Raw genomic sequence first — 26,004 nt, 5'->3', positions numbered from 1 at the left:
AAATAATTACCCGTAACACATGTTCAAAAAGAAGTCTTTAAAAAGTAATTCATGCTTTAGTGTGCGAATGCATCCTATACATGGTAAAATGCTATTATAATGAATGGAAAGTTAGGTGAGCCAAATGAATTTAAATCGTTTGAGCCGAAATATATTGAGCTTGTTACTCTCGCTCTTTATTCTTGTGCCGCTGATGACAATTTCAACCGTGAGTGCCCAGGATATTAGTTTTGATATAACAGAAGCAGATATTACAGGACAAATTTCGTCGGATGGCGATGTGTCTTTTAAAGAAATCTACACATTCGATGTCGATTATATGAATGGAGCTTACCACAATATCGATTATGGGGGTTACAATCTAACTGAATATCGTGTTGGGATTTTAGATGAAGAAACCGGCGATATTAATTACCTCAATGAAAGTTTTAACGAAGCACCTGGAACGTTTAAAGTATCCGATAATGGTCAGATTTTTAGACTACAAGTATTTAATCCAGCAGAGGACGAGACGGTGCATTTTGTATTCGAATACACACTAGAAGAATTAATTACTAACTATAATGACACTGCCGAGATTAACCGCAAGATCGTTCCGGAAAATACAGACGATGACTTTGCGGTCGATGCAAGAATTTACTTACCCGGAAGTGTCTCAAACCCAGATGATTTCCGAGCGTGGGGTTATGGACCTTATAACGGAGAAATTCAGCCGGTCACTGAAGGCGATCAAAGTTACATCGATATCACAGTGCCAGACAATCCACCAAATCAATTCGTGGAAGTTAATGCAATCTTCCCAATCGCATTAACACCAAATAACCAAAATATCGTTCAAGCAAATATGAAAGATGAGATTATTGAGCAATCTGAAGCAACCGTCGAAGCAGATAGAGAGGCGCATGAAAGTTCACAACAACGCCGTTGGTTGTGGGTCATCTTAGCTTTAATTGGCTTCCCACTCGTGACTATCTTTGCTTGGGTGTATTACTTCCGTAATCATCGTAAACTAAATCCAAAGCCAGCGCATATCCCAGAACATGTCTATTCTTTACCAGAAGAGTTAACGCCAGCGATTATGGCAACAGCGGTTTTACGTGATAAGCCAATTGCGGATGACTTCTCGGCAACAATTATTGATTTAGCCCGTAAAGGATATATCAAAGTAGAAGAAGTCAGTCGAGAAAAACGCGGTCTTTTAAAACGCAAAAGCGCGTCAACCATTCGTGTATCGCCGGCTGAAGAAGAAGCTGACTTATTTGATTTACAAAAGCATGAACGCTATGTTTATGAATACTTACTTCCAAACAATGAACCGACAACACTCAGTCAAATCGAAGAAGATATTCAAAGTAATCGTAATGCGAAAAAGCAAAAATACCGTAAATGGACACAGTTTGCTAATTACGTTGAAGTCAAAGGTGAACAAGTTAGAAATCAACCCAAAGAATATAATAATTCCGTTGGTTACGCTGTTCTAGCTGTTATTGCAAGTGTGATTATGTTATTTGTTTTACTATTTTTAACTTTAGATTCACCACTACAAGAACATATTATGCCGATTTTACTAGCTTTCGCAGTGAATTTGATCTTAGCCATTGTCATCTTATTATTGACGACACTTCGACCTATTCGCACTTACGAACAAGATAAGATGATTAAAGAATGGAAAGGCTTTGCGAATATGTTAGATGATATAGGGAATTTCAATATGCGTGAAGTTGCTTCACTGCCTCTCTGGGAAGAGTTTTTAGTTTATGCGATTTCCTTAGATGTGGCAGATAAAGTGATTGAAGCCATGAATAAAGAATATGGTATGGAAGAATTAAGTCAGATGGCAATGCCAATGGTTATCTACAGTAACCCTTACTGGATTAACCAAGTTGTCAGACCATCGATTAGCCAATCCGTGACAAGTAGCGCTCCAGCACAAAGCAAATACTCTGGGTCGAATACGGGAGGTTTTGGTGGTGGCTTCTCTAGTGGGTCATCTGGAGGATCAGGTGGCGGTGGGGGAACCGGTGGTTTCTAAACCAAACTAGCCAAACATCTATCAGGCACATTTTGCTTGATAGATGTTTTTTTGTGAGCAATAAGCATTGCCAATCTCGAGTTGTAATGATAAGCTATCTAGTACGTTAAAATGAAAGTAAAGAGTGATTAAATGACTGAAATAATTATACCTGGATCGACGCCAGGTAAAGAAGAAAAGAAAAGTGTCCAAGACGCATTTGATACATTGCAATACTCCATTTTAGCAAGTGGAAGTAGTGGGAACTGCACTTATGTCGAATCGATGAATCATCGAATTATGATTGATGCCGGACTCAGTGGCAAGCGAATCGAAGCCCTATTTGCTCAAATTGACCGTCAGGTGAGCGATATTGATGCGATTCTCGTGACGCATGAGCACAAAGATCATATTCACGGTGTCGGCGTCCTATCGCGTAAATACAATATTCCAATCTATGCCAATGCTAAGACATGGAGCGCCATGGAAAATATGATCGGAAAAATCGCACCCGAGAACCGTCAATATATCGAACCAGATACACTTGTATCGATTGGTGATATTGATGTGTTAAGTTATGGTGTCAGCCATGATGCGATTCAACCACAATTTTATGCTTTTCAAAAAGGCAAAAAACATTTCGCGATGCTAACAGATACAGGTTACGTCAGCGACCGCTTACGCAGCCAATTAAAGAATCTTTCGGCTTACTTAATCGAGAGTAATCATGAGATTGAACTGCTACGCTACGGAAAATATCCTTGGTCTGTTAAACAAAGAATCTTAAGCGACAAAGGGCATTTAAGTAACGAAGACGGTGCCTTAGCGATGAAAGACTTAATCGGTAACAACACGACCGATATTTACCTAGGTCACTTAAGCCGTGACAACAATACAAAAGAATTTGCGATGGCTTCAATGGAAGATATCTTACGTTACAACAACTTTGCAGTAAACGAAGATTTCTTACTACACATGACCGATCCCGGCGAAGCAACCCCCTTAAAACGCCTATAAACGTATAAGCAACCCGTCTGAGTTAGCCAGAGCTAACAAAGACGGTTTTTTGTATGGAAAATGTGCGCTGCTCTGGCTCACGCGAAATGAACTGTAGTTTGATTTAAGTTGCCTCATCTCAAGCCAAACCAATCACCCATTTGGCTTAAGATACACCTAAAAAGTGTCACAGCAATCTTATATTAACGCGATGTCATAAAGATTAAGACGACTTAAGATTATAATCCAAATTTTATTGATAAATTTTCATAAATGCTTCATAAATGGTTGCTAAAATATATTATGTAATAAATATTAGAAAGGAAGATGCTAGTGAAAAAGAAAAACCAACAAACCGAAACTCAATCATCAAGCTTTTGGCGTAGTGTGTTCGGCGGAATTATGGGAACTGTCCTTGTATTATCATTAGTCAGTGTCCTAGGATTCGGCTTATTGAGTGATGATCAACCAACCGCATACTCGCAAGAAGACTTAATTGAATTCGAATCAACAATTACCCAAACAGTGCAAGATACACAGGAAGCTGTCGTATCAGTCGGAAACTACCAATCAGTTCAAACTAGTCCATTTGGCCAAAGAGGCTATGTTGAAGGGCAAGGATTACAACTGGAAGATATCCAACAAGAACCAATTCTAGTGGGAACAGGTAGTGGTGTTATTTATAAAGTTGATGGAGAGATAGCTTACATTGTTACAAATAACCATGTTATTGATGGACATGACTCTTTAGAAGTCACTTTAAATGACGGAACTCAAATTGAAGCAACCGAAGTAGGATCAGATGCGCTAAGTGACTTAGCAGTTTTACAAATCTCATCTGAAAGTGTTACTGATGTGATTGAATTTGCGAACTCTGATGAAATCCAAGTTGGTAGCATAGCAATTGCTATCGGATCACCTTTAGATTCAGCAACATTCGCCTCAACAGTAACGCAAGGGATTGTCTCAGGACTTAACCGTTCATTACCAATCGATACAGATGGTGATGGGGCAGAAGACTGGGAAATGACTTTACTACAAACGGATGCAGCGATTAACCCAGGTAACTCTGGTGGGGCTTTAGTTAATTCAAGTGGTCAGCTGATCGGAATTAACTCAAGTAAAATTGCTACATCGACCGTCGAAGGAATGGGCTTTGCTATCCCAAGTAACGATGTGACTCAAATCATCGAGCAACTTGAAGCCAATGGTGAAGTCATCCGTCCAGTACTCGGAACAACAACTGTTAACTTGAACTACTTTGCCCTTGAAACACGTGTTCAAGATTTAGGTTTAGCTGAAGACATGACTGACGGAGCTGTTGTTATTGATGTAGCAGCCAACTCATCAGCCGAAGCAGCAGGTATTGAACAATTCGATGTCATTACCGCAATCAATGACGAACCTGTTACTGATGGCCAAGTATTACGTCAATTACTCTATGAATACCAAGTTGGCGACACAATTACCCTAACACTTATCCGTGGTGGGGAAGAGCAACAAATTGATGTGACATTAGAAGCATCATCCACTACAAACTCTCAACCAGTACAATAAAAACTCACAACGTTAAGTGAAATAAATTGAATAAACCTACCCATTATTTCAATTTTTCTCCTCAAGAACACTTTTCCTAAGCGTCAGTGAAACAAAGAAACGGTTTAGCGTCATGCTAGACCGTTTTTTTTTGTAAAAACGAAGTTAAAGGATTCTGCTTGTGAATAAAATCTATGTGTATAAACATGCAAAGCTAAGTTATCAACAAATAAACAAGTTATCAACAGAAAACACCCCGATAATTGTGCATAACTCTTGAAAAGTGTGGATAAGTACACAAAATGAAATAAAATTACATCTATCAGTGTGAAAAAATAATAAACAGATGATAATTATGGGGTTTTCAACAGAAAAATGACTTATGCACAGACTTATGCACAATCTGTTAGTGGATAAGTCGCAAAAACGACTCTTATTTACATAAAATCCGAAATAAATACACAAAATTCAAAATAATACCAACCATGAATTGTGGATAACTTTCTATAAAAACAAAAAACTCACTTCACAAAGTATGAAGTGAGTTTTAATCATATTTACAGTTGACCAAGATAGTCAAATTTTTCAAACGTATGCGTATTCGCAATCCCAACTAAGATAACATCTTCTGGCAAAGGCTCAGCGATATTAATCCCAGTTAAATTCTCTCCACGCTCAGATCGTTGTCCAATCAGGTTAATCTCGTATTTACGACGCAAATCAAGATTAGTCAACAGCTTACCAATCCAAGCTTCAGGAATTTCAAATTCTATAATCGATGTATCATCATCCAAACGCAAGACTTCATCAATTTTATTTCGTAATATTTTCGATGCTAAGCGGTGACCAGAATCACGTTCCGGAGCCACAACCGCACTCACACCCACTTCATACAAGACATCTTCAAACATCAAACTACGAGCCTTCGCAACAATTTGAGGAACGCCTAATTTCTTACAATGCATCACTGCAAGAACGGCACTTTCTAAGTGAGTCCCCGTTGCGATCACTACAACGTCACAGTTATTAATCCCGACATTTCGAAGTAATTCAATGTCTGTAAAGTCACCAATCGTCGCATTTGTCACTTGTTCTGAAATCTTTTGAACTTTAGTCGCGTCAGTATCAATGGCGATGACTTCACACCCATACTCACTTAACTCTGTTGCGACGCGCTCGCCGAAGATACCTAAACCAAGCACACCTACAATTTTTTTCTTCATTTTGAACCCCTCTCATATTAACCAAGGAAAATATTCGTCTCTGCGTAATGTATTTCACGATTACGTCTTTGTAAAATACCTAACAGTAAGGTAATAGGCCCAACACGCCCGGCAATCATCAGAACAACCATGATAGATACCCCAAAAGGATTTAAATAATCAATCGTATTAAAAGAAATTCCGGCTGAACCTAGGGCATTTGCTGTCTCAAATAAAATATCCAAAGAATCAAGGTGAGGATGAGTTAATAAAATCGCCCCATACCCAACAAATAATAAAATGACAAAGAATAAAACAATAATCACTGCTTGTTTCACTATACGTGATGGAATAATTCGTTTAAAAGCCACGACATGGTCATAACTTTGAACCTCAGATTTAAATAATAAGACCAAAATCGCAAACGATGTGACCTTAATCCCGCCAGCTGTCCCACCCGGTGCACCACCAATAATTGTCTGCACCATAGAACTTAATTTTGTAAAAGGATTTAACTCAAAGTAATTCACCGAAGTATAGCCAGCCGTACGCGTATTTGTAGTATTAAAGAATGCGTTCAAGAGCTTCAAGCCCGGAGACATGTCCCCAATCGAATTAGGATTCGACCATTCAGCAGCTAGAAACAAGACTGTTCCTAAAGCGATAATCGCGCCTGAAAAGACCAAGACTATACGAGTATGAACGGATAAATGTTGAAAAGCGAGCTTCAATGACCGTGGACGACTTTTAATATAATTGCCGACACGTTCAGATAATTCAAACCAAACAGAAAAACCAATTCCACCAGAAATCACTAAAAACGAAACAGTTAATAGAATCAATGGGTTGTTGTAAAAGCCTTCTAAACTATCTGTGTATAAATTATGAAAACCCGAATTACTAAAAGAAGAGATGGATAAGAATAAAGCATTAAAAGCCCCTCTAGCAAAGCCAAAACGAGGTACAAAATCATACATAATAATTAAAGCCCCAATAATCTCAGCAGAAATCGTAAATTTATAAATTGATAATAGAAAATCCACTAAATTACGGTTAGTATCCCGACTTAGAGACTGTTGAAGTAAATACTGGTCCTGCAATGACAGTCGTCGGTTAAGATAGAAAATCCCTACGTTTAAGATCGTAATCACACCAAGCCCACCGACCTGGATAAGTAAGAGAGCAATCACTTGCCCAGCTAAATTATACGTCTCAGCAATGGGTAAAGCCGCCATACCTGATACACAAACAAGCGAAATCGCTGTTAATAAATGATCAAAATAACCTACATCTGTAGAAGGCTGGTGAAAAATCGGAAGTGATAAAACCAAACTCCCAATGAATGCCACAAGCACAAAACTTAATGTTAATTGAAGAGAAGTCGAAATTTTTCGGTTCCCAATCGTAATGGCCAAACCTTATCGCTCCTTTCGATAATTAATTCAATGTAAATATCATACAAAATATATCTGATAAATGCTATGATAATTCAGACAAAGGAGTGAAGCAATGAATATCGAAGTGATTGTTGTTGGTAAACTGAAAGAAAAGTACTTAAAGATGGGTATTGCAGAATACTTAAAACGACTCGATGCTTACGCAAATGTAAAGGTTATTGAACTAGCCGATGAGCCCACGAAAGAGAATATGAGTCAAGCAGAGGAAGAGGTTGTCTTAGCGAAAGAAGCCGACCGAATTAAGGCCAAATTAGACCCAAGTCGTAAAGTCATTGTCTTAGCGATTGAAGGAAAACTTATCTCATCAGAAGAACTAGCTAGCCAATTAGACGATTACGCCACTTACGGGCAGAGTAAAGTAACCTTTATTATCGGAGGATCACTAGGCTTACATAAATCATTAAAACAATCGGCAGACTTATCCATTAGCTTCGGCCGAATAACATTACCTCATCAGTTAATGCGATTAGTGTTAGTAGAGCAAATCTACCGAGCGTTTCGGATTATGAAGGGGCATGCGTATCATAAATGATGATAAAAATTACATCTGTTTGGTAGATGAGAGTGCTTACTCAATGCATCTCTACCCTCTAAAATCATCGGGGTTTCGGGGGATTACTAGATAGTCCTTAGTTGAAGTAAGTAAGAGCCCATAGATAGGAAAACCCAACTTGATCATCTATCTAATCAAAAAAAATAAAGCAGAGTTTACAGGAAAACCTGTGAGCTCTGCTTTGGTGTGTTTGCCGAAGAGGAAATAAGGTCCTCACTCAAACTCTTATCCTTCTAAAATCGTCGGGAAATCGGGAAGTCTCCTATTATTTGTAATATTTATCATTATATTGAATTTTAATATTCTAACATGCTAACTCAGAATCTGAGTCGACACATTGGGTGACTTAATGTGTCAACTCAATTTAATAGTCGATACATTAAAAGCAACTTATAACTTTTATTAGAACTACCTCACCTAGTTATCTATTGAGGTTTTTAAAGAAGTAAAAAGCAATCCATCGCTACTAATAGAATAGTTTGCTGTAACTATGAGCAACGCGATTTCATCCTTAGAGTCTATCCGATTAAACTTGAGAAGCACGAACTTAGGAAAGGCTTTGAAAGCAATCATCACCTTGTAAAATAACAAGCAGATCGAAATATTAAGCTTGGTAAATCAATACAAAACTTTTACGTTCACAAAAAAACGAACATTAACTCAACATCACTAATCAATGTTTATTTTTTATTTTGTTTATAGCGCTCTTTTACTTTATAGTATTTATATAAAATATTTTAATTGGAGTGAATAAATTGCATTATATTCAAGATATATTGGCAGCAATCGGAGTAGTTATTAACGGAATCCCACAAGGCATCCTTGCCTTATCGTTCGGGTTTGCAGCTTTTCCAACTGGTTTAGGTTTTGCCTTCTCAGCCATTGCAAATGCGGTAACAGGATCTGTTGCACCCGTTTCTTTTCAAGTCGAAACAATTACTGTGGCCGGCACAATGGGTGATAACAAAAGAGAACGAGTTTCCTTAATTTTTTATGCAGCAATTATTATGACTATTATTGGTCTTTTTGGTTTAATGGATAAACTTGTTAGCTTTGTCGGAGTAGAAATCACCTCTGGTATGATGGCTGGTGTGGGGCTCATCTTAGCTAAAGCGGCAATTGATATGGCTCGAAGCAATCGCGGTGTTGGTATTATCTCGTTTTTTACCGCTCTTATTGTCTATATTTTCACCCATGATTTAGTTTATACAATCGTTGCTTCTGTTGGGCTAGCAACTTTCTATTCTTCGTTTTATAAAAAGCAAACATTTGACTTAGTAGGAGATGTTGCAGAAAACAAATTGAGCTTTGTTAAACCGCTTGGACTTAATTGGAAAATTATACGTGGCGCTTTAGCGCTAGCATGTTTAAATATCGGTTCAAATATTTCTTTCGGAATGATTACTGGGAGCATGACCGGTTCCGATACAAACCCTGTAGATGTGGATGTATTGACTGTCGTTAGTTCAGTCGCTGATTTTATTACAAGTTTATTTGGAGGCGCACCTTTAGAGTCGATTATTTCAGCAACAGGTAGTGCCCCTAATCCAGTGTTCTCTGGTGTCTTGATGATGACTTTGATGGCTTTACTACTATTCTTCGGTGTTTTACCTAAATTAGGTAAATTCGTCCCTATGGAATCAATCGCAGGCTTCTTATTTGTTTTAGGAGCAATCGTAACGGTTCCGTCAAACTTTTCTTCTGGATCAGAAATTGACCCTATGACAACCGGTATTACAATGATTGTTAGCTATTTCTTTGATCCATTTTTCGGAATGTTAGCTGGCGTTGTCGTGAAATTTTTATTACCATTATTAGGAGTGAGTTTATAAATGAAAACATTCGACTTAACGATTGCAGGTCTAAAGCGTTCTCTACCGATTGTTCGCTTGTCTGAAAATTTAGCCATCGCATCATTTGTGCTACTAGGTGACACTGAATTAGCAGTTTTAGGTGCTGAAGCATTAGCAGACAAAATTAATACGGAGTTTGATTACTTTTTAACCGCAGAAGCAAAAGGTATTCCACTCGTTCAATGTATTGCCCAAGAATTTAACCATCCTAAGTTTTATGTCGCAAGAAAATCAGTTAAAGCTTATATGGATAATCCACTCATTACCGAAGTGTTGAGTATTACAACTCAAGCATCTCAACAATTAGTATTGGACGGTAAAGATGCAGCAGAATTAAAAGGCAAAAAAGTTATTTTAATTGATGATGTCATCAGTACTGGCGATTCACTTGCTGCCTTAAAACAATTAGCTGAAGAAGCTGGTGCCATTGTTGTAGATCAGCTTGCACTCCTCGCTGAAGGTGATGCAGCTAAACGAACTGATATTCAATTTTTAGAAGAACTCCCTTTGTTTGATTAATCGCTTAACCCCCACAAAAGCTCTTTTTAGAGTAATTTGTGGGGTTTAATATTTTGTCTGTTAATTTAATTGGCTCAATGTTTTTGCAAGACGCTCAATAAATACATCTGGCGGATTTTATAATGAAGTTAGCCACTTCTAAAAGTCCATAAAAAAACGCCACGTGAAATTCATGTTAATATTGAAGTTACCACAACTCTCAATAGAAAAGGATGAATTCACATGACGCAAGAACAGTTTAACACGAACTCACGAAATTGGAGATGCAATTATTGTGGAGCAAGTCGTACTCTATCATATCGTCCTATGGCCGGTGAATGCGGTGCTAGACCAAAAAAAAGTAACGGAACTCGTCCCCCACATGTTTGGTCACGCAGCTAGAATTAAGAACAAGATTCGATTAATGAATCTTGTTCTTTTTCTTATAATACTGTAGCTAGTGCCGATTTACAATTCCTGTTATGTTATGGGTATCATGAATGTAGCGATTAATAAACCGCAGTGACCAGTGATACGTACATGCGTACCATAAATGATGATAGAAATCTCACTTGTGAGTTCGGCATGCGTACCATAAATGATGATAAAAATATCATCTAAGAGATAGCCAGGTAGATTTTAATTGACAATAATGATAGGTGTATAAGGGGAATAAAAATGAATAATGAACAAATATTAAAGTTAATCTCAAAAAGAGAAGACGAATTTCATGATTTTAAACAAGAATGGTATAAACCTTCCGAACAGTCAGAATTTATTAAAGATATCTTTAGCTTTGTTAATACTTCACATCATCAGGACTGTTACATTATAATTGGTGTTGATGATAATCAGAATATTATTGGATTAGATGAGAATGATGAGAACAGAAGAACTCAACAACAATTAATAGACTGGGTTAGAACTTGGCCAACAGCAAACTATATGCTTCCTCCCATTGAAATTAATTCTCTAACTATTGATAGTAAACTAATCGATGTTATCACTATTAAGGATACAAAAATTTTCCTCTCTATCTTAATAAAAGATACAAAGGTGTAGATGCGTGGCAAATTTTTACGCGTAATAAAGACGTTAATACTCCTCGTAATGATACTTCCAATTTTTGGGATATTGAGGAATTATGGAGAAAAAGATTTTCGTTAAATCAAACAATACAAAACAGGTATATCGAAGTGCTCAAAGATACGAAAAATTGGAGCTATTTTGTAAATAATGACCAATCAGGGTTCCTTTACAATCTCAATCCAGATTTCCATATTATTATGGAAGAAGATACTCAAGATAGACATGAGATATTAGCTTATAGCCTAGATTGTATTAGGAAAAACTTATCATGGATAAATTTAAATTTTAATTATAGGAATATAACTATTGATTATACTTTAGGCAATCATTTAGATGGAGCTAGAGCACTAATTGTTGCTCCTCATTTAAGTTCATTATATGATATTGACCCTAAGAATAGAACAGGTAGATTGACATATTATTCTTTTAAAAAAGATTCACTAGACTACCATTTAAATCGTTTAATAGTGGATTCGGACTTATATCTTCCAAGAGAAACCACACAATACCTAACTTCTAGAATCGAAGAAAGTATCGTTTTTTTTGATAACCCCAATGAAGAAAAGATAATATCTGATAATATCTTTACCTTGTTTCCCGATATACATGAAGTGGTTATTCCTAGCGAGGAAGAGATTGAAAACTATATTTCTATAGTATCTATGGATATAAAGGACCAATCAAGTAATAACAGTCATTATCTAAAATTAATATTAACGGAAAATAAGTTGGGAAAATTTATCAATAAACATAAAAAGGAATTACTATCTTATAATACAGATTGACAATATCATAGTTTAAAAATATTAGAATTATGAGTAACTCGTTCTTCTGATTGATAAGATAAATAAAGTTCATATGACAATTGCACGGTATCCTAAATGATGATAAAAATTACAACTATATGCTTCATAAGAGTGTGTATTGAATGTCTTCCTCCCTTCTAAAATCATCAGGGAATCTGGAAAACCTATCTTTGAATAGAGGTTCACCGATAAGAAGCCCCCAAAGCCTAGTTTATAGACATTGTTGGTAACTAACATGGTAGTGGTATCGGTGATGACCAGTTCTGAGCTAGAGGGGTAGAGCGTAATGACAGCCACAATCGGCTGTTTGTCATACCAAATCCGCTCTAACACATAGCGGTGAGCACCTGAATCTTCTTCGATCACTTTGGTGACCATCTCTTTGCTTAACTCTTTAACCATCTTACTTGCCACCTCCTTTTCTTCGTTCAAGTTCTTTTGCGACTGTAGAGGCGATAAGGACGATGGCTTCTAGTATCATGATAGTTATCTGCATCTTAAACACCTCCATTTAGTAATCAATAGCGAATGAGCTCATAATCATCGAGTAAGCCCATTAGTGTCATGGCTGGTAACTCACTCCCAAGGGGTTCTAGCAAGTAAACCATCGTGTCACCATAAGCATACAGATACGTCAGGACTTGTTGATCCGGTTTAAAATAAGAAACATAATTAGGAGGGATGAGAGAGGTATCTAACTCATCTCCCTCGAACACATAGGACTCATAGCCCACGTCATCTATGCTTATAGGACGACCTAAGTGTTCGCTTAGCCATTCAAGGGCAAGTGCTTCCTTACTCATAGATAATCCCTCCATTATCTAAGAACCCTTCACCAAGGAAGGAGAAATAGTCGGTCGGTGTCACGATGAGGTGGTCCACCAGTTCAATCCCTATTAAAGCGCCCGCCTGTTGAATGCGACGTGTGAAATCAAAATCAGATTTTGAAGGCGTCGTATCATAGGATGGGTGGTTATGAGCGATAAATAAGCGAGCACAGTTTGACAAAATAGCATGCTTAAAGACTTCTCCTGGTGTCGCAATCGTTGAATTCAGCGAACCCACTGAAACGGTAGAGATAAAGTTCATGGCTGATTTTGTGTTGATCCCAACGACAATCAAGGTTTCTCGGTCATTACTCCCAATGTAATCCCGGGCAAAGTTCGCGACCGTTCCCGTAGAATTCAAGTTCAAACCTGCAAACTGAGGCTCTGCAACCACGATTTGTTTCAATTGGACAAATGATATAGTTTCCATAGTATTTCCTCCTAAATAGCAAATAAGGACAAAGAACCCCCATCGATTGGTATCGATGGGGGTGTTTAACGTCCTGTAAATGAATGATTGTCTATAATTAAGCCAGCCATTCAAATGTATAATATATACTCAACTTCTTAACAGATTACGCTAAGTAAGATAGGGAGAGGGACTCATAAATTGGTAAGGGTTATCAGTGAAGGATATGCTATAATTGCTATGATGTGTAAAAAGGATTTTTTTTAGTAACACTATACAAAGATAAGTAATTAAAATCACAAGGGCAACTATCATAAAAAATGGAGCTATATTAAGGCGTGTAAACTACGGATAAAAAATGGTTAGTAGAAAGGAAGTTTAAATTGAATAGAGATTGGACTAAGCTCAAACTATCTTCGAATGGGATTCCTACATATGATTCATTACTCCCATTTGTATTAGAGGTAACAAAAAATGAAGAAGAGACAACAAATAAAGTAATCAAGCAAAGGTTATTCGACTTTCTACAAGTTCCAAAAGAAGTAAGAGAGAAAACCTACCCCGACTATCCAGACACCGAGCCTATTCTACCGAATAGAGTGAGTTTTACGATAAGTGATTTATTTAAAGCGGGGGCACTAAAGCGTGTTAAAAGAGGCGTATATCAAATAACCGATTCAGGGCTAAAGTTATTAGAAAAATATGGAGGGAATTTAAGTAAAAAACATTTAGAAGCTCAACCCGAGTATATTCAGTATATGTCTGAACTCCAATTAAGAAATCAAAGGACAGACGGTGATTCTGAAGCACCAAATACTGAACAACCTGAATTAAATATTACAAAAATAATTAATACTAAGAATAACGAAACAGCCATCGAATTATTAGACAAGATTAGAGACAGTGATCCTTTTTTCTTTGAGCGTTTGGTAGTAAACTTGTTAGATAAAATGGGTTACAGTGGCGAAAACGGAGATGCAAAAGTTACGAGTCGTTCAAACGATGGTGGAATTGATGGCATAATAAACCAAGACCCACTCGGAACGAGCACAGTATATTTGCAAGCCAAGAGGTATAAAGAGGAGAATGTTATTGGTAGGGCAGCTATCCAAGGGTTTTATGGGGCTTTAGCTGGTGTAAATGCAGACAGAGGTGTTTTCATCACAACCTCAAGCTTCAGTAAAGGATCAAAAGAGTTTGCTAAGGGTCAAGGGATAGTTCTGATTGATGGAATTCAATTAACTGAACTCATGCTGAGGTATGAAGTAGGTGTGGAGAAAGCAAATGAATATATTATTTATAGAATTGATAATGACTTTTTTGAATTGGAAGAGTAATTGCTAAATGTTTGAATGAAAGTAGTAAGAAAATACAAAGGTAAATTCATAGTAGTTAAGTAAAAGGTGGAATGAAAAGTGAAAACAAAATTATCATCATTAGAAGAACTGTTAGAAGAAATAGATAAGAAAGACGGTATCCAAAGAGACCGAGGAACCATGTTTGAAAATGTTTCATTAGTTTACTTTAAGAATGAACCAATGTACAAGCAACGTTTCAGTGACGTTTGGCTTTTGAAGGATGTTCCTGATGAATATGGTATACCCAAAAGTGATGTGGGTGTAGACCTTGTCGCAAGAGAGCGTATCACTGGAGACTTAGTAGCTATCCAATGTAAGTACTATGACCCAACAACGACCATTCAAAAAGGGCACATCGATTCATTTTTAAATGAGTTAGGGAAGAAGTACTATGCGAGTGGAATCATCGTAGCGTCTTCTCCCCTTTGGTCAAATAATGCAGAGAATGCTCTGAAAGATAGAGATAAAAAGATTGCTCGCATTGGTTTTGAAGATTTAATTAATAGTCACATTGATTGGTCCGAGTACTCACCAAGTAAAGCACAAGCTTTTGCACCGTTAAAGCCTGCAAAAAAACCAAGACCCCATCAAGAGGAAGCGATTGATGCAGTCTTGGAAGGATTTAAAGAACAAGATCGGGGTAAATTAATCATGGCACCCGGGACAGGTAAAACTTACACCTCTCTTCAAATTGCAGAAAGGTTAGCTAAAGAAAAAGCAGAACAATTTCGAGTGTTGTATCTAGTGCCTAGTATCCAATTGCTGTCCCAATCCTTAAGAGGATGGACAGGAGATAGTATCTATGCGAACGATATGAATACCATTGCTGTTTGTTCAGACCGCAATGCTTGCTTGTTCACAACGAGGTTTAGGGGAATATTATATTAAACAAAATAATCGAGATGAAGCAATAAGGCATTTAGAAGAAAGTATCCAAAACTTTAACGCAGCTGTAGATTTTATAGGAGCTTATGAAGTTAAGCAAATCATTGAAGCGATAGATGATAATTAAATTATTGGAATAAAATATGGAATCCAAAGGTTTCAAATAAGTGTCAGAGTCATAAAAGTACGCATCTAGCTTAATGACCTTAAAATTAAAAAAATACACACTTTAACAATATCGGCTAATTGTTGAAGTGTGTATTACTTGAATGAATGTAAACTAATTAATATTTCAAGTGAGCTAATGGTACTCGACTGTATATTCATCCGTATCATAAAAACTATTAACGGTTGAATTGAGAATTGTAATGGCGTTTTCTCTTGCTGCATCAAGTAAGCCGTTTTTAACAGCATCCTTTTTAGCGGTATCTTTCAAATCTGCTACAGATAAATTCATATCACTAAAGGTAAAAGTGTTGAAAGGGCTATAAGATTCGTCATAAACAATTAAGCTATCCTGAAAGACTTCTTCACTTAAAATTTCTGTTTCAGGCAATTCAACGAACACCGTTTTATCTGTCTCATTGACGTGAATGGTAATCTCACCAAACTGAATACCTGCTTTAATCACACCTTGATAGCTGTAGAGGACATGACTGCTAGTAAAGGGAATTGAGATGCCTATAAGTTTAACGTCATCTTTCTTAGCGGTTTGAGAAATAGTATAGCGGTATTCGGAAGTAGCGAGTTCTCCAATATCTGAGATGGTTGCTTCAATATCATTCGTGACGAATTGTGGTGTGATATCTGGCTTTGGTCTTAAGAAAAAGATAGCGCCTCCAATGACTAATAGAAACACCAGAAACTTCAATATACTAGCAATATTCTTCATAAACTATTCTCCTTTAGATACTATTTAATCTCTTTTATAAAATCATAGAGTTCTTTTTTCATTATTTCTAATTCTTCATCAATAGTAATGGAAAGTAGAGGATTATTGGCTGCGATAATCCCTAAATTATCAACGCTTGAATAATTTAAGTCGATCACTGGGATTGAATATTCTTCAAGCTTTTCTCGATTGAAATTGGTGTTCAATAAGCCCTTTTTATCTGAATAAACGACATAATCTCCTAATTTCTTATATTCACCAAAAATCGTTAATGTATCACCAACAGAAAGGATGGGTTCTTTAACTTCTCGTTGATCTGATATGTGATAAAGATCTTGCTGATTTGCACGGTCTTTAACTATAAAATAATCCGCGGTAATGATATTTCCTTTATGTATTTCTAAAATTTCAATCTCCAGTGCAACTTTTTGATCTTTGTAGGATTCTGGAAATTTCAATAAATCAGTATAAGGAATTGTTGTGCTCAATTTTATAAAGTTTTGTCTTTTATATAGGCGGTCCTTTTTCTCACGATCATTGAAATACTCTTTATATTCTTTAATTGTGTCATCAAATTGTTTTTTATTTACTAAAGACTTTGTCTCATTCTGGCTGAGGTCGTTATAAGATTTAACCATAGCAAAAATCCGTTCAACTTGGCTTTCACTTGGCTCACCCGAAGTGTAATTAACAGAACTAATTTGTTTGTCTAAAAGATTAATTTTAAACGTACTAATCAATTCATCCGGACTCTGAATATCATCGGATAATTCAATGATTTGTTTTTCGGATAATTTGTTATAGACAGTTTGGAATTCATCAACTACAGAATAGTCATTGACGGTTAAGTTTTTCATACTAGCAACTAGCTTCTGGGCTGTGTCCGTCAGTGTTTGTGTATATTTACTTTCTGCATCTAGTAAAGTTTTTAGATTAGGAACATGTTTTTGTTGCTCACGACTTAATGCTTCAAAAGCTGTTCTAGCTTTGGCAATCAGTTCATCACTATTGACATTAATCGGTCCGATATTATTAATTTCAACAACCACTTCATCAATCATTTGCTTATCCAACAAGTCTTCTGCAGCGAGTAATTCTTTGTAGTTAGTCACTAGTTTTTGATCAGACTCTCCTAATTCATCAAAAGCAAGACGTGCTTCCCTTATTTTTTCAGTATCGCTCTCACTATCTAGAGTAACTTGATTGATTTGTTCTTCTACAATAGCAACTTGGTCACTTTGACAGGCTGCTAATAAGAATAAGGAACTAGTTAAAATAATAAATTTTAAAAACATTTGCCTCCCCCTAGATATAAATATTATAAACTTATTATACACCTTTGAATCCGCATTATTCAATTTGATTTTATATACTTTACTATAATATATTTATCATTTAAAGCTATGACAGTTTAGTTGAAAAGGTACAGTAGTAAAGTGTATATAGATTAAAAATAAAAAACCAACAGAATATGACTGTTGGTTTCAAGGTTATAGCTCCTCTTTTAACGGAATAATTTTTTCATCTAATACTTGTTTCCAGTATCTTCTCAACATTGGGCCAAATTTTAGAGGTTTTGCTTCAGGATGGTCTAACTTGAATTTTTCAAAGTTTTGGTGGATTATATAATGAACTTAGCCACCCTTAAAAAGGCATAAAAAAAATACGCCCTGTGAATTTTCATGTTATATTGAAGTTACCACAACTCTCAATAGACAAGGATGAATTCACATGACGCAAACTAATTCTAACACAAATGCCCGTAAAGGAAAACACTTGACCGACGGCGAACGTTATCAAATCCAGATTCTCTTAAAGGAAGGCTACTCCCATCGTCATATCGGCCGTGTTTTAGGCCGCAATCACCAAACTATTAATAATGAAGTCAAGCGAGGCACTGTGACCCAAATTGATCGCGTGACGTCTAATGGTAAGCTTTATACTTACTCGAAAGACATTTATTTTGCCGATGTCGGGCAAACTCATTATGATGAACAGCGTTTGAAGAGTGGATGTCAGCCTAAATGGATCCAAGCCACACAATTTATGGAATGGGCTGATCAAAAGATGCTGGAAGAGAAATGGTCCCCCGACACCGTCGTTCAAAGAGCGCGCAAAGATGGCCTCTTTGAGGACGCCCTCATTCCGTGTACAACCACCCTCTATGACTGGATTGATCGCGGGGTGATGCGGACTAAAAATATGGATTTACTTGAAAAATTGTCTCGCAAATCAAAGTCCCAATCTCAAGGCCATCGTCAGAACAAGCGTATACTGGGTCCTTCCATTGACCTGCGTCCGGAGGCAATTAATGACCGGTCCGAATTTGGTCATTGGTAAATTGACACGGTGATTGGCCAAAAAACCAAATTAGACCCTGTCTTACTCACCCTGGTCGAACGCCAAACCCGCTTTGAAATCATCCTGAAGTTGAAGGGGAAAGATGCCCAATCGGTCAACTAAGCTATCACAGACTTAAAGGAACGTGCGGGGGATGCCTTTCCTCAGCTCTTCAAAAGCTTTACGGCGGATAACGGATCGGAATTCTCGGATTTATATGACCTGCTCAAAGAAAACATCGATGTCTACTTTGCCCACCCTTATGCCTCTTGGGAAAGAGGGTCCAGTGAGAACCAACATAAGTTGATTCGGCGATTCCTTCCAAAAGGCTGTTCATTGAGGGATATCACAGAAGAGCAATGCTTAAGAATACAACAGTGGATGAATGCTTATCCACGCCGCATCTTGGGTTATGACACACCCTATGAACGCTTTATTCGCGCCTTCCATCAGGAACGTGAGGCAAGATAAGCAAGTAGAGGTCAGAAAGTGTAAAGTTAAAACAAAATAAGAACAATCATAAATTATTTGAGGCTAAGTGGCTAACTTGAACTTGAAATTTACAAAAAATTATAAAATTAAATATTTTATATTTAATGGAAGAAAACTATTTTTGTTTTTAAATTGTGCTAGAATTAGGGGATGGTTTTAATTTTATTTGAAAAGAGTGGTCGGAGTGAAAAAAAGAAGTAAAATATTGCTAGGCTTAATTATACTGTTAAGTCTTGGTTTAGCGCAGGGTAAGATTGGCTATGCTCAAGCTTTAGATGAACAGCGTGAGCTTGTGATTCAAAACTTAATGACGGGTACCACTGAAAATTTTTCCTATGAGGAAGTGGAGGCTTATCTGGCTTCGGAAGAAGTAGCACTCTTGGAGAGCGGAGAATTTAAAAGTTATGTAAGTTATGGCATGAATCATCAACATTCCACGGTGCAAGGGATGCTGGTTGAAGCGTATTTACGAGATTACTTAGAGGTTAACAGTGATATCGAATCGCTTTATCCTTATGCGGTGGACTTCGAAGCTTTACCGGATACTTTAAACTTTTATGGGGTCAACGATGATGATTACAGCTTTGAGGATTTTATAGTATACAATCGTTCCGACCAATTGGAAATTCATCACAATTATTGGAATGCGCATCAAACCCATTTAAGGGGAGATGTCTATCATGGCAGTCCAACTTTAAATGGAACGCAAGAAGTGTTGGTATTTGTTCCCGATGCCATGGATGACAAGTATGTTAAGGTTAATTCCCAAGTGATTATTCAAGAAGAGATTGTTCACCGCAAAGATTACATTTTCTATTTCTTTTATAACGACCAGGGCGGTATTAGTTTACTGAAATGGGATGCATTAAATAGTCCTAGAGTGTTGAAAGAATATGTCACTTTAGAAACGCGTGCTGAATTAGAAGCGATGGTTGTTGGCTGGAGTGAGTGGAGTTTACCAGAGGATTGGCGTATGTTATCTCCTCGACGTCTAGATGTACCGCCGGTGACTTGGGTACTTACCTCTGTGGGGAATGGAGAAGATATTGCGATTGAACCCATTTTTGGTCAAGAAGGGATTGTGTCCGGTTATATTAATCCTAACTATACAGTAGAAGTTAAAACAGTTAACGTTTATGGTGATAATGCCACTTCTTTTTATACAGGCCAGCCGAATCAAGACGGCTATTTCTCGATTGATCCGGATGTGACGTTTGGGATGGAACCTAGTATAAAGATATTTGATGGAAATGGTAGAGTGGTTTATGAATCGGATTTAGAAGTTTATCAATACCGTCCAACTGCATTAGAACACGAATCTGGATATCTGACCCTGGAACGTTACTTTATCGGTCAAGATTATATGGAAGGTTATACTTATCCAGGAGCGGAAGTTTCTTTCTTTTATTTAGACGGTTACGCCAGTACAGGACGACCTTCCGTAACAGCAGATTCTACCGGCTATTTCTATGCGGAAGTGCCTGGTCATCAAACAGCTAAAAAAACCACTCTTGTTTCGGTTATGCATCCTGAAACAGGAGAAGAAATTACAGTAGCTCCTTACCCGTGGACACAGGAAGAATTGGATAATGCTCAGTGGTAAGATTGAAGAAATTATATAGATGCTTAACTAATTAATAATATTTGATTTGTCTAGCTTAATTTGACAAATCAAAAGATTAAATGGATAGTTTATTGATTATGTGTAAGTTCATGGTTCCCATGGCTTTCTTCACTAACCGCTATAATTGGTAAAAGCCCCGTAACGCGATGTATGATATTAATAAACCGCAGTGGCGAGTGATACGGACATGCGTATCATAAATGATGATAAAATTGAAAACAATTTACAGACAAATGTTAGCGAGACCTTTACGAATCTAGCTTTTTTGTCTTCCGGTTAGGAGCAGACAAGATAGTTGCCTGGAACACAAAATTAACGTCATGTTTAGTAACAAAACTAAACAGAAAAAGTGAAATGGATCGACATGAGGGGGGGTAACATGGCCTTTGATTATGAACTGGATTTCGCTCAGATAAACTTCCGGGACCAGCCTGAATTGTATCGAGTGGGCCGAGGAGAACAAGGGGTGCTTCTGGTAGAACCTTATAAAAGCGAGATACTACCACATTGGCGTTTTAAGACTCCAGAAATTGCTAAAGTATCTTCTGACAAAATCTACCAGCTGTTTTTGGATTACCAGGCAGCCGGTGATTTTGTGGGTATGGATATGAGTCGGAAGTTTCTTCAAATGGGCTACACTAGATCTAGACGTTACGCCAATTACAAAGGTGGTCGCAAATATGATGAAAATGGCGACATAAAAGAAAGAATAATAGACGAAGAAAAAGCAAAGTCAGCTACCATTTTTGAAGAGAAGTGGAAAATTGTGAGGGAAAATGAAGCGTATTTAAAGTTGAAGAAAGAACATCAGAAAAAGTACGGCTGAAAAGAAGACATTCCTAAGGAGCGAGTGGTATAATAGAGAAAATAATTCTATCAAAGGAGGGGTTATAGAACATGGTCAAGGCATTTGGCTTATTTTTTGAAGATAAACGTATTTGGCTTATTCTAGGAGGGAGCGTGCTCTTTTCTTTCATTTTAGCGATTGGTGTTATCTTGCTCGACACCAGAATGATAAATGTGGTGGACTATTTCCCGACTGTTTTTCTAACGAGCGTCAATCTGGCCAAATCAATCTTGAGCCTGCTAGCGGGTTCCCTTTTTTCAGTGGCAACCTTCACGTTTGGGACGATGTTATCGGTCATTTCGTTCTACTCATCTAATTTCAGTCCCCGGACTGTTGAGAATTTTCTCTTACAGAAAACATCTATGCAAACTTTGGGGATTTTTCTTGGTGGTTTTATTTATTGTCTTTCCTCTTTGTTTTTTATGCGCAATTCAGAAGATGAATATTTGGTTGTTTCGGCCTCCATTGCCTTATTGTACGCCCTTGCCTGCGTTTTTTATTTTACGAAGTTCGTTTATAATGTGGCAATATCCGTACAATTGAACCATCTTGTGACTAAATTGTACAAGGAGGCCGAGTCAGTTGCGGATGAAACGATTGAATACTTTCAAGAAATGCCTTTGTTGGATCATCTTCCTCAAATAGACACGCTACACATCTTCACAGTAAAGGCTAACGAGAGTGGTTATGTTGAATATATTAATTTTAATCGACTAGTTGAACTGAGCAAGGAATTCAAAGGCACCATAGTGCTACATCTAAGAATAGGAGAGTTTATTTCCGCAAATCAGCCGCTAGTCGATTTATACACTAACCGAAAAGTTAAAGATGAATCACAGCTCCAAGCGGCAATAAACCGCACCCTAACTTATGAAGAAAAACCTTCTTCTATGTACGATCCAAATTTTGCTCGAGCTAAATTGATTGAAGTAGCTCTGAGGGCGGTTTCGCCAGGTATAAATGATCCTAATACCGCCATTTATATCTTAAACTACAAGGCTTTGTTGGATTCAAAATTTGCCAGTATACCAGGAAGGTTTGTGGTGATGGGCGAAGACACTGATGAGACATTTTCTTCGGGAGGTAACGTGATTTATGATTTCAATAATTTTCCAAAAGACTTATATGAAAGTTATTGGCAATTAATTCACTATATGAAGCAAGATATTTCTGGAGTGGTGGCACTGTTTGACTCTTTGTTGACAGTTGCTTATTCTGCACATCCGAAGAAGCTAAACTATATTAAGGATTACAGTAATTATCTGTTTAATCTAACGAGTCCCAATTTTACGGAAAGACTAGATATTCAAAATATCGAGGAACGCCAACAACGTATTCTAGGGATTAACCATCCTGAGCTAGAGGAATGAGCTTGAAACTGAAAACTATCTGTGTTATTTTTCGCTGAAAGGTTTATAATATTCTCTTTAGTTCAAAACACAAAGAATGCCGGTTTAGTTCAGTTGGTAGAGCATCGCACTCGTAACGCGGGGGCCGTAGGTTCGATCCCTATAGCCGGTATCACATTAATTTAGAAAGTACATCAAGGTTTAACCCCTGAGATGTACTTTTTTTCTGGCTAATATTTCCCAAAACCAAACCGTCACACATCCGTCGGTAAACTTGCTGGAAAAGAAGGTGTCGCATTATAATGGAACATGCGTACCATAAGTAATGCTAAAAATTACAGCTAACCTAAAAGGCAAAGATGCTTGATCAATGTATCCATCATCGAAGTGCAATTGTATATCGAACGTCTTAGTGTTTTTATCCTAGAGAATCACTTTTATGAAGGCTGGATAGAAATCTTTTAACTGAGTTTTACCCTTTCAACCGAAAATTATTCTTAAGTTCATATTGTAGTTGTAATATAAATTTAAAAAAGAGGTCCTAAATGCTAAATAAAATTAAAGTTAAATTAGCCCAATTCATGCAAGGGCGTTATGGGATGGATTATCTTTACGTTGCAGGTATTATCCTTTACTTTGTGCTTTCTATTGTCCAGATTTTTGCGCAAATCCGACTATTAAATATATTGTTATCTATTTTTATCATATGGATATTTTACCGTGTGTTTTCTAAAAATATATCATCACGAAGAGCAGAAAATCAAAAGTTTATGAAGTGGATAAGTAAGCTTCAAAGGAAAGTAAAGCCAATATGGCAAAGAATTCGTCATATGGGAACGCACCGTTACAGAAAATGTCCTGAATGCGGTGTTACTCTACGGTTACCTCTTAAGAGGGGAAGAAGGCAAGTAGTCTGTCCCAAGTGCCAGAATCGCTTTGAGGTAACGATTAGACTATAGTGTCACTTGTTAGATTGCCTATTTTAAACTGAAATTAAAAAACCCCATGATAGAAGTCTGCTAACATAGACCTTTATCATGGGGTTGAGTTTTACCGAAATACTTAGAAATGAGTTATTTAATGTGAATCGTGACTCTCTTCTTCGTGACCCTGTTCGAATAGATGAGTAAACTCAACATAAGCCTCTACAAATGAGCGACCAGCTTCTGTATCCTCTACATCGAATTCTTTACGTTCAAGTAAGCTACTAAAAACCTCTTCAACATGGGCTTTATTATCCTCTGTGATGTACCCAGCGTCTTCCAATGGTTGTAGTGATTCTTCAGCGATACTCTGGTCAGCTAATGCAATACCTTCTTCTGTAGGCTCATCTGATATTCCTGTATAAGGTGCCCCTTCACCAGCGCGGTGTAAGCGAACAAAGTTTTCGAATAGATAATCGTGAGCAAGTTGGTCAGTCTCTTCGTCATCTGATTTGTCCATAACACTCATAGATTTGTCGAAAGTTTCTTTTAATTCTGCTTCGCTTTCTGGAAGAACCCAGTACGATATGTGATTAAAGTCATTTTTTTCGATGGCTGTCTGAAGTGCATCGTAAGTAGGACCTGAGGGAGTGTCACAGTGTGCTTCCGCAGTAATAGGAGCAATTAAACTAAAACCGAGACCAGCAATAACTAATGGGATATACATTTTTTTCTTTTGTAGCATTTCAATCCTTCTTTCTCTATTTGATAGCTTAATACTATCCAAAGAAAAGAAAATTACACTTGATGACAATCAAGTTTAAACAAAATCCCTGTGTAATAAAAAAGGACAACGTCCTGTGATATACTCCCCCTAAAGTAGTTTGCTTTTAAAAGTGTCTACTTTAAGGGGGACATATCAGGATTATCCTGAGCGATCTATTATTGTGTTTTGATTTTTTTATAAAAAATCCTTCAAATACTTTTCTCTTATTTCTGTATATTCATCTTCACTAACAATACCTAAGTCAAATAACTCTTTTGTTTTCTTCAGTTTTTCAAAAGCTTCATCTTCTTCGCTATTAGTAACTTGAGTGAAAGTTACATCTTTAATGATATCCTCTTGGACGATTGGTGCATAAGTCCCTTCATGCAAAGCTTTTTGTAATTTATAGCCCATGGGTCTTAAGGTAGCTAAAGTCAGTCCACCAGAAACAACTCCACCAACGACTGGAATGACCTTTGATACAGATTTTGCAAAGGAATTCTTAGTCACTTTTACGGCAAAATTAGCTAAAGTTTTTTTGATAATTGGATAATAAACAGTTTTTGTGAGTGCTTGTTGTGGGAGCTTCTTAGCTGCTTGACCAGCTAGAGCTGATGAGATCCCTTTAACAGCTGTTCCAGCCCCACTGACTCCTAACATCACACCAAGAAAAACGATTAATGAGTTTTTCCCTTCTTGGGTTAGCTTATCATCATTGTACATATCAGGATAACCATATAAATACATCAGTTTTTGAGCTAAATTAATCGACATGCCGTAAAACTGTAGAATATCAGCAGGTATTGAAGCAACTACTGCGACACCTCCAGGCAGTCCTGAAACGAAGGATGCAGCAGATGATTTCATTGTCGTATTGTTAATGGCTTTTTTAGCTATGGAAGCAATTTGTTTCTCATCAATAATTTCAATGGGGCCATTTTCAAGTATTTTTTCAATTTCTGGTTCCTCCTTGAATAATTGATATAGGAACTCTTTACGGTCTATTTTTAAGATGCGATTTGATAAGAGAGTAGTGACAAGTTCGTTTCCTCTGTTTATATCTTTGTTATCAATTTTATCTGACATGTCATCATTCCTTTTTGTTATTTGGTAATACAGGCAGGTGCTTATAATTGATGTTAAATTTATATTTAGTAAATATATCCTGAATAATTCATACTTCTAAATTTTTCGATTAAAAATACATTTTTTGTCGTAATTTTGCTTTGGTTCTAAAATTTATATGTTTTTTGAGATTTTACAGAACATTTTTATCGAGATTCGATTTTTA

General features: G+C 37.0%; 23 protein-coding genes, 1 tRNA gene and 1 pseudogene. 16 read left to right on the top strand and 9 right to left on the bottom strand.

Annotated features, from left to right (window positions below; genetic code table 11):
• Positions 1–124: 124 nt before the first annotated feature.
• The 3 genes from FEZ33_RS05860 (at position 125) to FEZ33_RS05850 (ending at position 4,564) form a co-directional block, all read left to right on the top strand.
• On the top strand, positions 125–2,032 hold the full coding sequence (locus FEZ33_RS05860) for a DUF2207 domain-containing protein (protein WP_138404473.1): 1,908 nt from the start codon (positions 125–127) through the stop codon (positions 2,030–2,032).
• Positions 2,033–2,164: 132 nt separating this feature from the next.
• Complete coding sequence (locus tag FEZ33_RS05855) at positions 2,165–3,028, top strand: MBL fold metallo-hydrolase (protein ID WP_138404472.1); 864 nt, start codon at positions 2,165–2,167, stop codon at positions 3,026–3,028.
• A gap of 312 nt (positions 3,029–3,340) precedes the next feature.
• On the top strand, positions 3,341–4,564 hold the full coding sequence (locus FEZ33_RS05850) for a S1C family serine protease (protein WP_235888778.1): 1,224 nt from the start codon (positions 3,341–3,343) through the stop codon (positions 4,562–4,564).
• Between the two features lie 536 nt (positions 4,565–5,100).
• Here the strand turns inward: FEZ33_RS05850 and FEZ33_RS05845 are convergent.
• On the bottom strand, positions 5,101–5,766 hold the full coding sequence (locus FEZ33_RS05845) for a potassium channel family protein (RefSeq protein WP_138404470.1): 666 nt from the start codon (positions 5,764–5,766) through the stop codon (positions 5,101–5,103).
• 17 nt (positions 5,767–5,783) lie between these two features.
• The gene (locus FEZ33_RS05840) at positions 5,784–7,160 is read right to left on the bottom strand and encodes a TrkH family potassium uptake protein (RefSeq protein WP_138404469.1); all 1,377 of its coding nucleotides are present in this window, start codon (positions 7,158–7,160) and stop codon (positions 5,784–5,786) included.
• 94 nt (positions 7,161–7,254) lie between these two features.
• Between FEZ33_RS05840 and rlmH the strand changes: the two genes are divergently transcribed.
• From rlmH to FEZ33_RS05815, 5 genes are all read left to right on the top strand, one after another.
• Entirely contained in the window at positions 7,255–7,734 is a 480-nt protein-coding gene (rlmH, locus tag FEZ33_RS05835; protein ID WP_138404468.1) for a 23S rRNA (pseudouridine(1915)-N(3))-methyltransferase RlmH, read from the top strand.
• 776 nt (positions 7,735–8,510) lie between these two features.
• Positions 8,511–9,587: an NCS2 family permease gene (locus FEZ33_RS05830; RefSeq protein WP_138404467.1), complete on the top strand. Its 1,077-nt coding sequence runs from the start codon at positions 8,511–8,513 to the stop codon at positions 9,585–9,587.
• Complete coding sequence (locus tag FEZ33_RS05825) at positions 9,588–10,127, top strand: phosphoribosyltransferase family protein (RefSeq protein ID WP_138404466.1); 540 nt, start codon at positions 9,588–9,590, stop codon at positions 10,125–10,127.
• Positions 10,128–10,784: 657 nt separating this feature from the next.
• Positions 10,785–11,168, top strand: a complete 384-nt coding sequence (locus FEZ33_RS05820) for an AlbA family DNA-binding domain-containing protein (RefSeq protein WP_138404465.1) — start codon at positions 10,785–10,787, stop codon at positions 11,166–11,168.
• Between the two features lie 224 nt (positions 11,169–11,392).
• Positions 11,393–11,980: a hypothetical protein gene (locus tag FEZ33_RS05815; RefSeq protein ID WP_171031297.1), complete on the top strand. Its 588-nt coding sequence runs from the start codon at positions 11,393–11,395 to the stop codon at positions 11,978–11,980.
• Positions 11,981–12,049: 69 nt separating this feature from the next.
• On the opposite strand, the gene FEZ33_RS05810 is transcribed toward FEZ33_RS05815, so the two are convergent.
• The 3 genes from FEZ33_RS05810 to FEZ33_RS05800 all read right to left on the bottom strand — a co-directional run bounded on the left by FEZ33_RS05810 (position 12,050) and on the right by FEZ33_RS05800 (position 13,258).
• Positions 12,050–12,403 (bottom strand): DUF1643 domain-containing protein, encoded by a 354-nt coding sequence (locus FEZ33_RS05810; RefSeq protein WP_138404463.1) that lies wholly within the window; start codon positions 12,401–12,403, stop codon positions 12,050–12,052.
• Between the two features lie 116 nt (positions 12,404–12,519).
• Positions 12,520–12,804, bottom strand: coding sequence for a hypothetical protein (locus FEZ33_RS05805; RefSeq protein WP_138404462.1), 285 nt, complete (start codon positions 12,802–12,804; stop codon positions 12,520–12,522).
• On the bottom strand, positions 12,797–13,258 hold the full coding sequence (locus tag FEZ33_RS05800) for a JAB domain-containing protein (protein WP_138404461.1): 462 nt from the start codon (positions 13,256–13,258) through the stop codon (positions 12,797–12,799). Before FEZ33_RS05800 ends, FEZ33_RS05805 begins: the two co-directional genes overlap by 8 nt.
• 362 nt (positions 13,259–13,620) lie before the next feature.
• Here FEZ33_RS05800 and FEZ33_RS05795 point away from each other — a divergent pair, with 362 nt between their 5' ends.
• The 3 genes from FEZ33_RS05795 (at position 13,621) to FEZ33_RS12410 (ending at position 15,607) form a co-directional block, all read left to right on the top strand.
• Positions 13,621–14,574, top strand: coding sequence for a restriction endonuclease (locus FEZ33_RS05795; RefSeq protein WP_138404460.1), 954 nt, complete (start codon positions 13,621–13,623; stop codon positions 14,572–14,574).
• 78 nt (positions 14,575–14,652) lie between these two features.
• Complete coding sequence (locus FEZ33_RS05790; RefSeq protein WP_212746671.1) at positions 14,653–15,483, top strand: restriction endonuclease; 831 nt, start codon at positions 14,653–14,655, stop codon at positions 15,481–15,483.
• Positions 15,440–15,607, top strand: a complete 168-nt coding sequence (locus tag FEZ33_RS12410) for a hypothetical protein (protein WP_171031296.1) — start codon at positions 15,440–15,442, stop codon at positions 15,605–15,607. Before FEZ33_RS05790 ends, FEZ33_RS12410 begins: the two co-directional genes overlap by 44 nt.
• A 174-nt stretch (positions 15,608–15,781) precedes the next feature.
• On the opposite strand, the gene FEZ33_RS05785 is transcribed toward FEZ33_RS12410, so the two are convergent.
• Positions 15,782–16,372, bottom strand: coding sequence for a DUF4230 domain-containing protein (locus FEZ33_RS05785; protein WP_138404459.1), 591 nt, complete (start codon positions 16,370–16,372; stop codon positions 15,782–15,784).
• Between the two features lie 20 nt (positions 16,373–16,392).
• On the bottom strand, positions 16,393–17,667 hold the full coding sequence (locus FEZ33_RS05780; RefSeq protein ID WP_138404458.1) for a hypothetical protein: 1,275 nt from the start codon (positions 17,665–17,667) through the stop codon (positions 16,393–16,395).
• 436 nt (positions 17,668–18,103) lie between these two features.
• Here FEZ33_RS05780 and FEZ33_RS05775 point away from each other — a divergent pair.
• From FEZ33_RS05775 to FEZ33_RS05755, 5 genes and pseudogenes are all read left to right on the top strand, one after another.
• A pseudogene (locus FEZ33_RS05775) lies at positions 18,104–19,183 on the top strand (IS30 family transposase).
• Between the two features lie 205 nt (positions 19,184–19,388).
• Positions 19,389–20,807 carry a hypothetical protein gene (locus FEZ33_RS05770; RefSeq protein ID WP_138404457.1) on the top strand — a complete coding sequence of 473 codons (1,419 nt, stop codon included), beginning with the start codon at positions 19,389–19,391 and terminating at the stop codon, positions 20,805–20,807.
• Between the two features lie 400 nt (positions 20,808–21,207).
• Positions 21,208–21,654, top strand: coding sequence for a DUF4385 domain-containing protein (locus FEZ33_RS05765; RefSeq protein ID WP_138404456.1), 447 nt, complete (start codon positions 21,208–21,210; stop codon positions 21,652–21,654).
• A 71-nt stretch (positions 21,655–21,725) separates the two neighbouring features.
• Positions 21,726–23,045: a DUF2254 domain-containing protein gene (locus tag FEZ33_RS05760; protein WP_022796604.1), complete on the top strand. Its 1,320-nt coding sequence runs from the start codon at positions 21,726–21,728 to the stop codon at positions 23,043–23,045.
• Positions 23,046–23,123: 78 nt separating this feature from the next.
• Positions 23,124–23,196, top strand: a tRNA-Thr gene (locus tag FEZ33_RS05755).
• A gap of 905 nt (positions 23,197–24,101) precedes the next feature.
• Here the strand turns inward: FEZ33_RS05755 and FEZ33_RS05745 are convergent.
• Positions 24,102–24,692, bottom strand: coding sequence for a DUF6448 family protein (locus FEZ33_RS05745; protein ID WP_138404454.1), 591 nt, complete (start codon positions 24,690–24,692; stop codon positions 24,102–24,104).
• Between the two features lie 216 nt (positions 24,693–24,908).
• Positions 24,909–25,799: a bacteriochlorophyll 4-vinyl reductase gene (locus FEZ33_RS05740; RefSeq protein ID WP_138404453.1), complete on the bottom strand. Its 891-nt coding sequence runs from the start codon at positions 25,797–25,799 to the stop codon at positions 24,909–24,911.
• Positions 25,800–26,004 lie beyond the last annotated feature (205 nt).

Origin of the sequence: Ruoffia tabacinasalis, assembly GCF_005864045.1 — a bacterium.
GTDB classification, from domain to species: Bacteria; Bacillota; Bacilli; order Lactobacillales; family Aerococcaceae; genus Ruoffia; species Ruoffia tabacinasalis.
Note: the sequence above shows the minus strand (reverse complement) of the source record. Positions and strands in the feature narration are given on the sequence as shown.